This window comes from Pelagibius litoralis, assembly GCF_011683915.1.
In the GTDB taxonomy this organism is placed as follows: Bacteria; Pseudomonadota; Alphaproteobacteria; order Kiloniellales; family Kiloniellaceae; genus Pelagibius; species Pelagibius litoralis.
In genome coordinates this window covers 55,590-70,399 of the sequence record NZ_JAAQPH010000027.1, presented here as the reverse complement: position 1 = coordinate 70,399, position 14,810 = coordinate 55,590, and the positions used below count along the sequence as shown (strand labels likewise).

Sequence of the window (14,810 nt, the reverse complement as noted above, 5' to 3'; positions counted from 1 at the left end):
ATATATTACGAATACGCGAACATCAAAAGGCCCCAGTGCCAAAACACCAAAACCCCAGACAATCCAAGCTCAACAACAAGCCCGCCGCCCGCGTATCCCTTCCATCATCAACAATGTCAAACAGCAGAGCGGCAGCTTTTGGCTCGGGGCCTTGGCTGCCGCGGAGGCCGGGTTATAGGGCCCCCCCAGGCCGACTGTCAAACCCTTTGTGAAAAGAATTTTAAGGACTGGGGAAGTTTTTCGGTACAGCTGTGTCATAGCTGGGCCGTTAACCGTGTTTGAGGTTGACAAGCCCTTGTACAATCAGCGATTTTCAGGAATTAGTTAACGATTAGGTGGTAAGACATTCACCACCGTCGTGGCCGGCCACGGGGGGCCTCAAGAAAAATCTTCTAGTTGCGGAGCATCATTACATCGTGACGAACAGTCAATCCGGACCCGAATCGCTCATGCGATTCGCAAAAAGGGTCAGCTTTCCTGCGATTCTTGCCATCCCATTGGTCGGCGGATTCGTCGCCGCCAGTTGGTCGAACGCCCAGATAACCCAGTCCTTCGAGGCGCCTGCAGCGGCTCAGAGTCCGGCGCAAAGTCCGGACCAAACCCCGACCCAAACTCCGCAGGACCTGGTAACGCCGGCTTCCGGTGAGCGCGCATCGCCGCTGGATCAGCAGCAGGCCGCCCTGCCCCGGGCCTCGGCACTGACGCTTCCTACCCAAGATGGGGCCGAAGCCCTGGAAGAGCCGGAAGCGGGCCCGACAGCGATCACCCGCCAGATTACCGTCGCCCGCGGCGACACCTTGATGAAACTGCTGATCGGCGCCGGCGTCGAACCGGCCCACGCTCATAAAGCGGTCACCGCCATGGAGCCGGTATTCAGCGCCCGGCGCCTGATGCCGGGCCAGGAGATCGACCTGGCCTTCGCGGCCGAGCAGGAAGAGGGCAGTTCCGAGGACCTGGGCGCGCTGCTTGCCGTCAACTTCCGCCCCTCGCTGGACCGCGACATCCAGATCAGCCGCCTGGACGCCAATGAAGACTTCTCGGCCGAAGTGGTCGAGCGGCCCGTTGCGCGGCAGCTCGCCTTCGCGCAGGGCACCATCCAGTCCAATCTTTCGGTCGCCGCGCGCGAGGTCAACGTGCCCAACCCGGTGCTGACCGAAGCCATTCGCGCCTACTCCTATGACGTCGACTTTCAGCGGGAAATCCAAAAGGGCGACGAGTTCGAATTCCTCTATGAGATTTTCGTCGACGAGGACGGTGCCATGGTGCGTACCGGCGAACTGCTCTACGCGACCATGACACTCTCCGGCAGCCGCACCGAGCTTTATCACTACGAGCGCGCCAACGGCGACGCCGACTTCTATACGCCCGAAGGCGCTTCGGTGCGCCGTTCCCTGATGCGCACGCCGATCGACGGCGCCCGCCTTTCCTCCGGCTTCGGTATGCGCAAGCATCCCGTGCTGGGCTATTCCAAGATGCACAAGGGCACCGATTTCGCCGCGCCGAGCGGCACGCCGATCTATGCCGCCGGCAACGGCGTGGTCGAAAAAGCCGGACGCAACGGCGGCTACGGCAAGTATGTGCGCATCCGCCACGGCTCCAGCTACAAGACCGCCTATGCCCATTTGAGCCGCTACGGCAAGGGTGTGAAGGCCGGTGTCCGCGTGAAGCAGGGCCAGATCATCGGCTATGTCGGCACGACCGGCCGCTCGACCGGTCCGCATCTGCACTACGAGGTCGTGCTGAACGGCAAGCAGGTCAATCCCCTGAAGGTGACGCTGCCCCGGGGCGATAAGCTGAAGAAGAACGAGATGGCCGACTTCGCCGCCCGCCGCGCCGAGATCGACCGCCAGGTGGCCATCGCCATGGGCGGCATCCTGATGGTGCAGCGCGCCTGCGAAGAGGCTGAGCCCATCGAGCAGGGTTCAGCGACCGACAACGAGTGCTGAAGCAGACCCTGAGGATCTGACCGGTCATACAAAGCTGTCTTCTGATCGCCGGCCACCTGGAAAAACGCTCGCGACGCCGAGACTAAGGCCGCCTCGCCTTTATGGGTGAGGCCGCTCGGGTTCCCGGTTTCAACCGCCCTGTCCCGTTAATACAGCGGTAAGGGCGTTCGCGGAGTCTTCGAATCATGACCACCGTTATCACGGCGGCGATCGCGGGCCTCGGCCTCGGCGCCGGCCTGATCATCGCCATCGGCGCCCAGAATGCCTATGTCCTGCGCCAGGGGCTGCGGCGCCAGCATGTCTTTGCCGTCGCCTCCCTCTGCTGTGTCATCGATGCGGGCCTGATCGCGCTCGGCGCCGGCGGTTTCGCCAGCCTGCTGCAGGCCGTACCCAGCCTGCCCGACATCGCCGCCTGGGGTGGCGCTGCCTTCCTGGGCGCCTACAGCCTGCGCTCCTTCCACGCCGCCCTGAAGCCCGGCAGCCTTACGCCGGAGAACGGTGAAGCGCCCGGCGCCAACCTGCGCGGCGCGCTGCTGACCACCCTGGCGCTCAGCCTTCTGAACCCGCATGTCTATCTCGACACGGTCATCCTGCTGGGCGGGATCGCCGCCCAGTATGTCGGCACGGAACGGCTCGCCTTTGCGCTCGGCGCCATGGCGGCCTCGGCGATCTGGTTTTACGGACTCGCCTACGGCGCAAGACGCCTTGCCCCCTTCTTCGCCAACCCGCGATCCTGGCGCCTGCTCGACGCCTTCGTCGGCTGTGTCATGGCGGCCATCGCCATCAGTCTGGTCATCAGCCAGCTCAGCGGCTGACACCGATTGCGACGGCATCGGGACGGGACCGGCCTTCGCCGGTCCCGAAACGTTGTGCCGCCATGATGGCGTCAGGCCATTTGCGCTTTGAAAAGGGCGATGGTGCGTTCCCACGACAACTGGGCCGCCGCCTCATCGAAACGCGGCGTCGAATCGTTGTGGAAACCGTGCTTCGTTCCGGCATAGGAGTACATCGCGAAGTCGACGCCGTTTGCCTTCAAGGCAGCCTCGTAGTCCGGCCGTGTGGCGTTCACACGGGCGTCGTCATCGGCATAGTGAATCGCCATAGCCGCCTTGATCTTGCCCACGTCGGCGGTTTCCGGCGCGCGGCCATAGTAAGGCGCACCGGCATTGAGATCCTCCCCCAAAGCCACCGCCAGATGATTGGTCGCCATGCCGCCCCAGCAGAACCCGGTGGCGCCGAGCTTGCCAGTCGACAGGGCATGGGATTTCACGAAGCGCGCGGAGTTCACCATGTCCTGGAGAAGCTTCGGCTGCTCCAGGGTTCTCTGCATCGCGCGACCGTCGTCGTCGTTGCCCGGATAACCGCCGATGGGGGACAGACCGTCCGGTGCCAGGGCCAGAAAGCCCTCCACCGCCGCACGGCGCGCGACATCGGCGATGTAGGGGTTCAGGCCACGGTTCTCATGGATCACCAGCACCGCCGGAAAGGGACCTTCTCCGGCGGGCTGCACCAGATAGCCGCGCATCTCGCCGGAAGTTCCCCCCGGCGAAGGGTAGCTTACATAGGTCGCTTTGATGCGCTCGTCGTTGAAGGAAATGGTCTCCGCCGCCGCATAGTTGGGCAGCATGGCCTGGGCCATTGCCAAGGCGGAAACGCCGGCCACGGTGATGGCCGAAGCCCGCCCCAGAAACTCGCGCCGGCTCAGCCGACCGTGGCAATACGCGTCGTAGAGTTCATAAACACGATGATCGATCTTTTCCTTACCCATCTCCCTGTCTCCTCTGCCTGTTCGCCAAAACGGACGATCCGTTATCCGACCCAGAGAGTAGCGGCAGTATCAAGCAATCAGGAAGGGGCAATCACCGGTGTCACGCAGTCTTGTCCTGCAGGCAACCGATGCTTGGAGAAGGGCCTTGTTTAGAAAAGCCTAATCGGCGGCATCCTGGCTGATCGGCCAGGACGGCCGGGACATGGCGAAAACCTCGTCGACCCGGGTGTAGTCCATGTAGCCCAGGCGGGCGATGGGCTTCAGCTTGGCCATGTCGACCAAGCCGTCGCTCAGCACCGACTCGTCTATATGAATGCCGATAACCTGGCCGAAGACCACCGCGTTACGGGCGCTGGGATCGTCGGAGGGAAGATCGACCGTCTGCAGGTAGCGGCATTCCATGTGAATGGGCGAGGCCTTCACCCGTGGCGGCTTCACCAGGGTCGAGGGCAGCATCTCAAGCCCGACGACCGCAGCCTCGTCAACCCCGGCCGGCGCGGGGGCCGAGGTCTGGTTCATCGCCTCGCGCAGATCCCAGGTCACGACGTTACAGACGAACTCCTTCATGCGCTCGACATTGGCCAGCGAATCCTTGGAGCCGTCGGGCGGACCGTCGGCCTTGCGTCCGCCCGGCGCGAACATCACCACCGGCGGGTCGCCGGCCACCCCGTTGAAGAAGCTGTAGGGGGCAAGGTTCACCTGCCCCGCCTCGTTCACCGAGGTGATCCAGCCGATCGGCCGCGGCACCACACAGGCCTTGAAAGGATTGTGCGGCAGCCCGTGATCGCCGATCCGGGTATCATAGAACATCGACTTCCCCTCTCAGGCTGTCGCCGGCCTCAAGCCGCGGCAACCATCTCGCCGTTGATTGCCAGACCCTCGGGACCGGCGCTGACGCTCACTTTGTCGCCGTCACCGATCTTGCCTTCCAGGATCAAGCTGGCCAAGGGGTTCTGCAACTCTCTTTGAATTACCCGCTTCAAGGGCCTGGCGCCGTAGACCGGATCGTAGCCCTTGTCGGCCAGCCAGACCTTGGCCGGCTCGTCGAGTTCCAGGGTGATCTTGCGCTCCGCCAGCATGGCATAGAGACGGACCAACTGTATGTCGACGATGCCGGTCATCTGTGGCCGGGTCAGACGGTGGAACAGCAGCACCTCGTCCAGGCGGTTGAGGAACTCCGGCCTGAAGGCGCCGCGCACCACCTCCATCACTGCACCGCGCACCTCTTCGCTGTCCTGACCCTCCGGCTGGGCGGCCAGGATATCGGACCCCAGGTTGGAGGTGAGAATGATCATGGTGTTGCGGAAGTCGATGGTACGGCCCTGGCCGTCGGTCAGGCGTCCGTCGTCGAGCACCTGCAGCAGGATGTTGAAGACGTCGGGATGCGCCTTCTCGACCTCGTCGAAGAGCACCACCTGATAGGGCCGCCGACGTACTGCCTCGGTGAGGGCGCCGCCCTCCTCATAGCCGACATAACCCGGCGGCGCGCCGATCATCCGCGCGACCGAATGCTTTTCCATGTACTCCGACATGTCCAGGCGCACCATCGCCGTCTCGTCGTCGAAGAGGAAGCGGGCCAGGGCCTTGGTCAGCTCGGTCTTGCCGACGCCGGTCGGCCCCAGGAAAAGGAAGGAGCCGATCGGCCGGTTGGGGTCCTGAAGGCCGGCGCGCGCCCGGCGCACCGAATTGGAGATGGCGACAATGGCCTCTTCCTGGCCGATCACGCTCTGGCGCAGGGCGCCTTCCATGGAGAGCAGCTTCTCACGCTCGCCCTCCAGCATCTTGTCGACGGGAATGCCGGTCCAGCGCGACACTACCGAGGCAATATCGCTGTCGGTCACTTCCTCGTTCAGCATGCGGTGTTCCTGGGCGCCCTCGGCCTCCTCAAGCTCCTTTTCGAGGCCGGGAATGACGCCATACTTCAGCTCGCTGGCCCGGTTCAGGTCGCCGTCGCGCTGGGCGATCTCCAGTTCGCCGCGGGCCTGGTCGAGCTGCTCCTTCAATTTCTGGGCGCCGGCCAGTTTGTCTTTCTCACCCTGCCACTGGGCGGTCAGTTCCGCCGACTGGGCTTCCAGATCGGCGATCTCTTTTGTCAGCTTTTCCAGCCGCTCCTTGGAGGCTTTATCGCTCTCCTTCTGCAGGGCGTTCTCCTCGATCTTCATCTGCACCAGGCGGCGGTCAAGCTCGTCGATCGCCTCGGGCTTAGAGTCCACCACCATGCGCAGACGGCTGGCCGACTCGTCGACCAGATCGATCGCCTTGTCCGGCAGGAAGCGGTCGGCGATGTAGCGGTTGGAAAGGGTCGCCGCCGAGACGATGGCCGAATCGGTGATGCGCACGCCGTGGTGCAGCTCGTACTTCTCCTTCAGACCGCGCAGGATCGAGATGGTTTCCTCGACGCTCGGCTCCGGCACGAAAACCGGTTGGAAGCGGCGCGCCAGGGCGGCGTCTTTTTCGATGTGCTTGCGGTACTCGTCCAGCGTGGTGGCGCCGACGCAATGCAGGTCGCCGCGCGCCAGCGCCGGCTTCAGCATGTTGGAGGCATCCATGGTGCCCTCGGCCTTGCCGGCGCCGATCAGGGTGTGCAACTCGTCGATGAAAACGATGATCTCGCCGCCGGCCTCGGAAATCTCCTGCAGCACCGCCTTCAGGCGCTCTTCGAACTCGCCGCGGAACTTGGCCCCGGCCACCATGGCGCCGAGGTCGAGCGACATCAGCCGCTTGTTCTTCAGGGTCTCCGGCACATCGCCGTTCACGATGCGCTGGGCCAGCCCTTCGACGATGGCGGTCTTGCCGACACCGGGTTCGCCGATCAGCACCGGATTGTTCTTGGTGCGGCGCGACAGCACCTGCACGGTGCGGCGGATTTCCTCGTCACGGCCGATGACCGGGTCGAGCTTGCCCTCACGCGCCACCTCGGTCAGGTCGCGGGCATATTTGTTCAACGCCTCATAACGGTCTTCCGCCGTCGCGGTGTCGGCGCGCCGGCCTTTGCGCATGTCGTTGATCGCCTGGTTCAGCGACTTGGGTGCGACCCCGGCGGCGTCCAGTGCCTTGGCCGCATCGCTGCCGACCTGCATGGAGAGGGCGAGCAGGATGCGCTCGGCAGTGACGTAGCTGTCGCCCGCCTCCTCGGAGAGTTTCTCCGCCTGCTCGAAAAGGCTGGCGGTCTCCGGCGCCAGATAGAGCTGCCCGGCGCCCGCACCCTCCACCTTCGGCTGCTTGGCCAGCGCCGCGTCGACCGCCTTTACCGCCGCCGCCGGTTTGCCGCCGGCGGACTGGATCAACTTCTGCGCCAAACCCTCCTGGTCGTCGAGCAACACCTTCAGCAGGTGTTCCGGCGTCAGGCGTTGGTGGTGTTTGCGGTTGGCGAGCGTTTGCGCGGCCTGAAGGAATCCGCGCGAGCGTTCCGTATAGCGATCGAGATCCATCTATATCCCCTTCTCCCACACCCGTGAGCGGCATGCAGGTGAGCTGTTCCATGGTACTGCACCCATCGCGCCCGTCCCAGCGGCACGCGCGGGCCCCTATATCCTAGGGGACGCCGGCCCAAACAGCCCGGCATCCTTAGAACATATGGGCTGTTGCAAAAAAGACACAAGACCCTTCAAGCCGCTATTTTCGCCGATAATCCTCAATATTTCCAAACGGTCCGAGGCCCCCCTCATTCCCCGCGCCGACGGCGGGTCAAAGGCCCACCGCCGGCACAGGGTAAGGCCCGGGTCAGCGCAGGATCTCGGCGGTCGGGCGCGGGGTCGTCCTGGTCTCCGCCGGCAGGACCGGCACCGTCACCTCGGGAACCGAACCGGTCAGACTATCCATAAAGGCCACGATCAAGTCCGCTTCCTCGTCCGAGAGTGCCTCGCCAAGCTGCGACTCGGCCATGACCTGTACTGCCACCTTCAGGTCCCAGACCTTGCCCGAGTGAAAATAGGGCGCTGTCACGGCCACGTTGCGCAGCGGAGAGGCCCGGAACACGTACTCGTCGTCAACCGTCTCGGTAACGGCAAAGCGCCCCTTGTCGTCGGGCGGCAGAATTTCGGCGCCCGGTTTTTCGATCAGGCCGAAGGGATAGTAACCCTGCCCCCCGAGGTTGACGCCGCTGTGACAGGCGACACAGCCCTTATCCACGAAAAGCGCCAGGCCTTTCTCCGCTTCCGGCGTCATCGCGTCATCGTCGCCGTTCAGGAAGGCATCAAAGGGGCTCGGCGTAATCAGTGTCGCCTCAAAGGCCTCGATCGCCTTGGCCATGTTATCGAAACTGACGGGCTTCGCATCTTCCGCAAAGGCAGCAGAAAACCACTCGGTGTATTGCGGCATGCTCATCAGTGTCGCCACGACGGTTTCCGGCGTGTTCGCCATTTCGACACCGGCCTGAATCGGTCCCTTGGCCTGCGCCTTCAGGTCTTCGGCCCGGCCGTCCCAGAACTGCGCCTCGTTGAGGACCGCGTTCAGTACCGTCGGCGAGTTCCGCGGCCCCTTTTGCCAGCCATGGCCGATCGAGGTTTCAAGATTGTCGTCGCCACCGGTTGCGAGGTTGTGACAGGAATAGCAACTGAAGACCCCGGATGCCGAAAGCCGCGGATCGAAGAACAGCGCCTTACCCAGGACGATCTTTTCCGGCGTGATCGGATTGTCCTTCACGCTGGGAATTGTCGAGGGTAGCGGCTTGAAATACTCCAGGGCGGTATCGCGCAACTCGCTCGCTCCTGCGGCGCTCACCATGCATGCGGAAATGAAGAGCGTTGAAATGAGGTGTTTCATCCAGATCTCCTTGGGTTGCTGGAGAAAACCTCTCAAATTCAATGGTCAAGGTCGCTGATTTACATCAATTCTAAACTGCGGCAAGCTGTCGCAATTCTGCGTATGACCGGTGCCCCGTTACCGTGGCGGCATCGCGTGCGAACGGGCTGACTTCAGACGGCCTGGCTGCTGGCTCGGACGCTCGAGACGGGGATCGCGTTTTCCTTTATCGGAACCGATGGGATCACGCCCCTGGCGTGTTTCACCGGCAAGATAACCGTTACCGCCGTGCCCTGGCCGGGATTGCTCTCGATCTCCAGGCGCCCGCCGTGCTGCTCGACCAAGCCCTTGGCCAAGGGCAGGCCGAGCCCCGTTCCCTCGTACTTGCGGGCGTGACCGTTGTCGACCTGGCGAAACGGCTGCAAGGCGAGGGCGACCTCCGCCTCGTCCATGCCGATCCCCGTATCGGTAACGGCGAAGTACACTCCCTCGTCACAAAGCGCGCCGGTGGTAATGACGATCTTCCCTCCGGGTGCGGTGAACTTCAGCGCATTGGAAAGAAGGTTCAGGACGATCTGCTTTACCTTCACCGGATCCACCCAGACAACAGGCAGTGACACCGCGGGAGAAACCAGTTCGAGCGCGACCCCAACGTCCTCGACTTTGCCCCGCACCAGACGGCAAGAGTCCTCCAGGAGTTCCCGGAGTTCCAGTTCTTCGCAATGCAGATCAAGCTTGCCGGCCTCGATCTTCGAGATATCCAGGACATCGTTGATGACGGCCAACAAATGCAGGCCACTGTCACGGGTGGACTTGCAGTATTCACGATAGCGGCGGTCGCCCAGCGGGCCGAACATCTCGTTCGACATTATCTCGGAAAACCCGATGATCGCGTTCAGTGGCGTTCGCAACTCGTGACTCATAGTGGCGAGGAAAGCCGACTTGGCGCGGTCGGCGGACAATGCCTGATCGCGCGCCCTCATCAGTTCCTGCGTCGTTTCCTCCACGAGCCGGTACTGGCGTTTCAACTCTCCATAGGCATAGTCGGTCTCGGTGGCGTGCGCTTCAATTCTCTTGTGCGATTCCTGGAGAGCATCGAGAGCCTTGTCCAGCGTACTAAGCGGCAGCAGATGCATAGCAACATAGACGCTGGCGCCGAGAAGCAAGCCAAAGAACGCCACCATCATGGTCCGAAACAACAACGGCTTGAGGCTCGATTCAACCGTTACGGTTCCGACCTGCACGCCGTTCACAACGATACCAGCGCTCCGGCTTTGGACAGGCTGACCGGGCGGCATTCCATACTGCACGACTTCCCGACCGTCGGGCAGGGTTACAGTCTGGCAGAGGTTTGTATTGCGAAGCTGGGTTGCGGCAATAATCTCGCTCAGCCGCTCTCTGGCATAGGGCCAGACCGCCCCGTGGACATAGATGTACTGCGCCAACTGCTCAGCCGAGATCTCAGCATGATGATGCAACTCGTCCCCTTGGCTGCTGCCGGACACCACGGCATAGCCGAGCGGCAAGGAAACCATCGTCACCAGGCTGATGATGATGGCCAGGCGGTGCATGATGTAGCGCAGCCGGCCAATCTGATCACGATCGTGCATTTTCCGCTGAGCCTGTCGCCTGCCTAGCGAAGCGGCAGGCTGCCGGTGTCGCGCAGCACTTGCCGACCCCGTTCCGAGCCTATGAAGGCGATGAAACTGCCGACAGCCTCAGAGCTGTCCTCGCGCGTGATGATGGTCATTTCCTTGTAGAACGGGTAACGGCCGCTCTCCAGGGTTTCCAGGCTGGGCGTCATGCCATCGAATGGCATGATGGTTACCGACGCCTGCTCGCTGATGACTTGAGCCAGACTCGCGATCGTCAACGAACCGGCAACCTGGCTGGCCAGCGCAATATTTTCCTGATCGGTGGTGGCGACGGGCACCTCGGGGCGCGAGCGGGCTTCTTTCAGCGCCGCCTCCATGCCCTCGAAGCGCTCTCTAAGAAAGGCGCTGTCGCTGTCGGACTTCGGCCGCAGAATGATGCGCAACGGCGTGCCGTCCGGCCACCTGGTTCCGGGATTGGCGTAAATGCGCGCAAGATCATCGGCGGCAATCGACTGGGACTGCGGATAGGAACTGACCATAACGATGGGTGTGCGCGATAGGGGCGCGGCTTCAAGCCGCTGCGCAGCCTCGTCCGGCTTCAGAGGACGCGCCGCCACGGCAATGTCGATGACACCGTCCACCAGGGCACGGATGCCACCGGAGCTTCCCAAGCTCGGCAGAACCTCAACGGCAATGTCAGGGTGTTGTTCAACGAAGGCTTCGGCCATTCGCGTCATCTGACCGATTGACGAACCTGTGCCACCGATTCGCACTGGGCCGCCTGCCGCTTCGGCTGGAGGCACGGCAAAGCCGGCCGACAGCAGAGCCGCAAGAGCGAGGCTCGTCCGAAGGATACTGAAATCAGGCAGACCCCACATAGACTTTAAATCCTAGAAATAATAATCATTAAGATTATATGCTCTGCCTATTTTATATTGAATTAATGACTAGACGCTGCAGCGCGGAGGTTAATCCGGGGCGCCACCGAGTGCCCGCCCGTCCCATTAAGACGCAATAGCGGCGTCGCAAATTGACAATAGGCGCTACTGTTTCAGACAATTTAGCGAAGTCGAAAATAAGTATCGTTGTTGATCCGCGGCATTAGAAAAAGCAACACCGGTCGGCGGAAACAATTGAGCCGCTGAAAGTACAGCTGCTGAACAGCGATCACTCTTACTACGGAGTCCGGGAAACTCCGTTCGAGAGTATTTCGACTCAAATGGGGGACAGCATGAGCAATCCCGATGCAGCCGACTATAAAGTCGGCCAGGATAACATCACGCCTTTCGGACTGGACATTCACAACCCGGTCTTTCTCATCTCCGGGCTTTCAATCGTCGCCTTCGTTCTGGTCACTCTGGCGTTCCAACAGGAAGCGACCGGGTTCTTCAATTGGTTGAGGCCTTTTCTGACCTCCACCTTCGACTGGTTCTTCCTGCTCGCCGGCAACATCTTCGTTGTCTTCTGTCTGATGCTCATCGTCACCCCCCTGGGCAGCGTGCGCCTGGGCGGCGTCGACGCGAAGCCGGACTACTCCTACCTCGGTTGGTTCGCGATGCTGTTCGCCGCCGGCATGGGCATCGGCCTGATGTTCTTCGGCGTGTCGGAGCCAATGTCGCACTACGATTCGGCCATGGGCGGCATCTCGCTGGAGGGCGGCCTGCGCAGCGACTGGGCCCCCTTGGGCGGCGCTGCCGGCGACGTCGAAGCGGCGCGCAACCTCGGCATGGCCGCGACTATTTTTCACTGGGCACTGCACCCCTGGGCGATCTACGCCGTGGTCGCGCTGGCGCTGGCCTTCTTCGCCTATAACCACAATCTGCCGCTGACCCTGCGCTCGGCCTTCTATCCGATCTTCGGCAAGGCCGTATGGGGCTGGACCGGGCACATCATCGATACCCTGGCGGTCTTCGCCACGCTTTTCGGCCTCGCCACCTCGCTGGGCTTCGGTACCGAGCAGGCGCTGGCCGGGCTCAACTTCCTCTTCGATACGCCGACCGGCAACGGTGCCAGGGTCGTCCTGATTGCAGCGATCACCGCCGCCGCCCTGATATCGGTCCTGCGCGGCCTGGACGGCGGCGTGAAGGTGTTGTCGGAAATCAACATCGGACTGGCCGCGCTGCTGATGGCCTTCATCATTATCGTCGGGCCGACGACGGCGATCTTCGACAGCGTTGTCTCCGGCGGCCTCGCCTACGCGAAAGAGATTGTGCCGCTGTCCAATCCCTTCGGCCGCGAGGACGCCAACTTCTCGCAGGGCTGGACGGCGTTCTACTGGGCCTGGTGGATTTCCTGGTCGCCCTTCGTCGGTATGTTCATCGCCCGCGTGTCGCGTGGCCGCACAGTGCGGGAGTTCGTGACCTGCGTGATCTTCGTGCCGACCCTGGTCAGCATCGTCTGGATGGGCGCCTTCGGCGGCACCGCCATCGAACAGGTCATTGCCGATCCGGCTGCCGCAGTACAAGGCGCAGCGCTGGAGCTGAAGCTCTTCGAAATGCTGAAGAACCTGCCGCTGGCCAGCATCACCTCGTTTCTCGGCATCGTCCTGGTGATCGTCTTCTTCGTCACCTCGTCGGACTCCGGATCGCTGGTCATCGACACCATCACGGCCGGCGGTAAAACCGATGCACCGGTTTCCCAGCGTGTTTTCTGGTGCACCTTCGAGGGCCTGGTCGCCGCGACCTTGCTGCTGGTCGGCGGTGCCGGTGCCCTGACCGCGTTGCAGGCCATGGCGGTGTCGACGGGCTTTCCCTTCACCGTCGTGCTGTTGGTGATGTGCGTCAGCCTTTTCATCGGACTGGTCAAGGAGCGCAAGGCAATGACGGCGGCGGCAGCTGTCCGCCAGACCTGAAACCCTTCGTAGAGCCGGCGGCCTGCACCGCCGTTCCTGCTGAAACCCTGGAGCCCCGCCATCGTGCGGGGCTCTTTTTTGTCGGGTGAATGTCGGGCAGAAAAAGGGGCCCCTGCCGGGCCTTTCGGCTGGCAGGGGCGGGTCATTGCCCAAAAGTAGGATCAGGAGAGATCAATGCAAACCCCGCCACGGGGACCCTGCGTACCTTGGGACCGGGCCATCGACTCCAGGAGCGACGACCCGCCCCCCGGAACCCGCCGAATCGGCAGCGAAGAGCACGAGGGGAAGATAGCGGTCCCTTTATGAGATTGCAACTCATTATCAATTGCAGATTCTCTTCCGTCCATGAGCGAGGCGATGGCTTCACCCCGGCGACTTGACTCCAGCGGCGCGAAGGCACCTAGTTGCACTGCAACATTATCGAAAGACGTGAGATGACCGCCCGCATCCAGCAGATCTATCGCTTTCCGGTGAAGGGCCTGAACGCCGAATCCCTGGAATCTGCTGCCTTGACCCCCGGCGCCGGGCTGCCGGAGGATCGCCGTTTCACCCTGTCCTACGGCCTGACCACCGGGGCCAAGCGCGGTTTCTTTCAGCTCACCGGCGAAGAGAAGCTTGCGCAGCTTTCCGTCACCTATGACGCCGAAGCGCCGCATCTGACGGTCCAGCGCCAGGGCCGTCAGGTCGTCAGCGCGAACCCCTGCGACCAGACGGGGCAGATGCTGTTGAACCAGTTTTTCGCAGGCTTCCTGTCGGGATCGGCCCGCGGCACCCCGTCTTTTCAGGAAGCTGTCGGCGAAGCGCGGCCGGAGGCACTGCCGGAAGCGGTTTCCATCATCAGTCTGGCCAGCATCCGCGATTTCGAGCGCGTGGCCCGAACCCCGGTCGATCCCCGGCGGTTTCGCGGCAATATCGTGATCGACGGCCTCGCCGCCTGGGAAGAGTTCGCCTGGCTTGGCAAGGAAGTCATCATCGGCGAGACGCGGATGAAGATAACCGAGCGCACGCAGCGCTGTGCCGCCACCAATGTGAACCCGGATACCGCTCAACGGGACATGAACATCCCGCTCACCTTGCGCAAAGGCTTCGGGCATATGGACATGGGTGTCTATGCGGAGGTGACCGCCAAGGGCACGATCCGCGTCGGGGACAGCCTTACCCTCGCCGGTAAAGCTGCCGAAAACCTGCCATTTACCTGAAGGCCGGCGATCTGACGACCGGTCCTTAAGCCCCTGACTTTAAATTCAGATCAGGGAGTCGCCGGATCCGGCTCAGATTCTGAAGGGGCCGCTTCTGTAGAAGCTTCGCCCTTACCGCCCTTTGCTTCCTGATCGACCGGCCGCGGCTTGCGCGGCCGTCCCCGGCGCTTCGGCGCTGCGGGCTTGCTGTCGACGGATTCGGCAACCGGTGCCGGCTGCAGCAACGCTTCAGGCTCTGCGCCATGGCCGACGGCCTCGGCCGGTTCTTCGGCTACAGGGGCCGGCTGTTGGGCAGACTGCGCCCCGCCGCCATTCACCTGAACGGCCGCTTCACCTTCAGCGGCTTCGCCGGAGCCTTCAGCGGGGCGATTCTCCGGACGCCGCTCCGGACGTTGCGGATCCGTCGAATCGCTCAGAATTCGGAAGTAGTGCTCGGCGTACTGGAAATAGGCCTCGGCCGCGACCCGGTCTCCGGCCGATTGGGCATCGCGCGCCAGGTTCAGGTATTTTTCGTAAACCTGTCTGGCGTTACCCCGGACCCTGCCGTCAGGCCCGTTGCTGTCATAGTTGTTGGGTCTGGACGGCCCGCCACTATGCGGCTTGCGATTTGTTCGGCCACGAGGCCGACGTCCACCATTATTGTTGGAACCTTGTCTCATCATTCGCTTGCTTCAGAATGGATAATTAGCCGCTCGCGCTCCTCGATAC

General features: G+C 62.6%; 11 protein-coding genes. 4 read left to right on the top strand and 7 right to left on the bottom strand.

The window, feature by feature from the left end:
* Nucleotides 1–449: 449 nt before the first annotated feature.
* A complete protein-coding gene (locus HBA54_RS25135; RefSeq protein WP_167230215.1) occupies nucleotides 450–1,946 on the top strand; it encodes a M23 family metallopeptidase in 1,497 nt (498 codons plus the stop codon).
* 185 nt (nucleotides 1,947–2,131) lie between these two features.
* A complete protein-coding gene (locus HBA54_RS25130; RefSeq protein WP_205944905.1) occupies nucleotides 2,132–2,761 on the top strand; it encodes a LysE/ArgO family amino acid transporter in 630 nt (209 codons plus the stop codon).
* 71 nt (nucleotides 2,762–2,832) lie between these two features.
* Here HBA54_RS25130 and HBA54_RS25125 read toward each other — a convergent pair whose 3' ends face one another.
* The 6 genes from HBA54_RS25125 to HBA54_RS25100 all read right to left on the bottom strand — a co-directional run bounded on the left by HBA54_RS25125 (nucleotide 2,833) and on the right by HBA54_RS25100 (nucleotide 10,930).
* On the bottom strand, nucleotides 2,833–3,714 hold the full coding sequence (locus HBA54_RS25125) for a dienelactone hydrolase family protein (protein ID WP_167230212.1): 882 nt from the start codon (nucleotides 3,712–3,714) through the stop codon (nucleotides 2,833–2,835).
* 159 nt (nucleotides 3,715–3,873) lie between these two features.
* On the bottom strand, nucleotides 3,874–4,524 hold the full coding sequence (locus HBA54_RS25120; protein ID WP_167230209.1) for a flavin reductase family protein: 651 nt from the start codon (nucleotides 4,522–4,524) through the stop codon (nucleotides 3,874–3,876).
* Nucleotides 4,525–4,553: 29 nt separating this feature from the next.
* The gene (gene clpB, locus HBA54_RS25115; RefSeq protein ID WP_167230206.1) at nucleotides 4,554–7,145 is read right to left on the bottom strand and encodes an ATP-dependent chaperone ClpB; all 2,592 of its coding nucleotides are present in this window, start codon (nucleotides 7,143–7,145) and stop codon (nucleotides 4,554–4,556) included.
* 292 nt (nucleotides 7,146–7,437) lie between these two features.
* Complete coding sequence (locus tag HBA54_RS25110) at nucleotides 7,438–8,478, bottom strand: cytochrome-c peroxidase (protein WP_167230204.1); 1,041 nt, start codon at nucleotides 8,476–8,478, stop codon at nucleotides 7,438–7,440.
* Nucleotides 8,479–8,630: 152 nt separating this feature from the next.
* A complete protein-coding gene (locus HBA54_RS25105; RefSeq protein ID WP_167230202.1) occupies nucleotides 8,631–10,067 on the bottom strand; it encodes a sensor histidine kinase in 1,437 nt (478 codons plus the stop codon).
* Between the two features lie 23 nt (nucleotides 10,068–10,090).
* The gene (locus HBA54_RS25100) at nucleotides 10,091–10,930 is read right to left on the bottom strand and encodes a PstS family phosphate ABC transporter substrate-binding protein (protein ID WP_167230200.1); all 840 of its coding nucleotides are present in this window, start codon (nucleotides 10,928–10,930) and stop codon (nucleotides 10,091–10,093) included.
* 353 nt (nucleotides 10,931–11,283) lie between these two features.
* On the opposite strand from HBA54_RS25100, the gene HBA54_RS25095 reads away from it, so the two are divergent.
* Together HBA54_RS25095 and HBA54_RS25090 are read left to right on the top strand one after the other, a co-directional pair.
* A complete protein-coding gene (locus HBA54_RS25095) occupies nucleotides 11,284–12,903 on the top strand; it encodes a BCCT family transporter (protein WP_240932896.1) in 1,620 nt (539 codons plus the stop codon).
* A gap of 434 nt (nucleotides 12,904–13,337) precedes the next feature.
* Nucleotides 13,338–14,102, top strand: coding sequence for an MOSC domain-containing protein (locus tag HBA54_RS25090; RefSeq protein ID WP_167230196.1), 765 nt, complete (start codon nucleotides 13,338–13,340; stop codon nucleotides 14,100–14,102).
* Between the two features lie 50 nt (nucleotides 14,103–14,152).
* On the opposite strand, the gene HBA54_RS25085 is transcribed toward HBA54_RS25090, so the two are convergent.
* Nucleotides 14,153–14,764: a DUF4167 domain-containing protein gene (locus HBA54_RS25085; RefSeq protein ID WP_167230194.1), complete on the bottom strand. Its 612-nt coding sequence runs from the start codon at nucleotides 14,762–14,764 to the stop codon at nucleotides 14,153–14,155.
* Nucleotides 14,765–14,810: the final 46 nt, after the last annotated feature.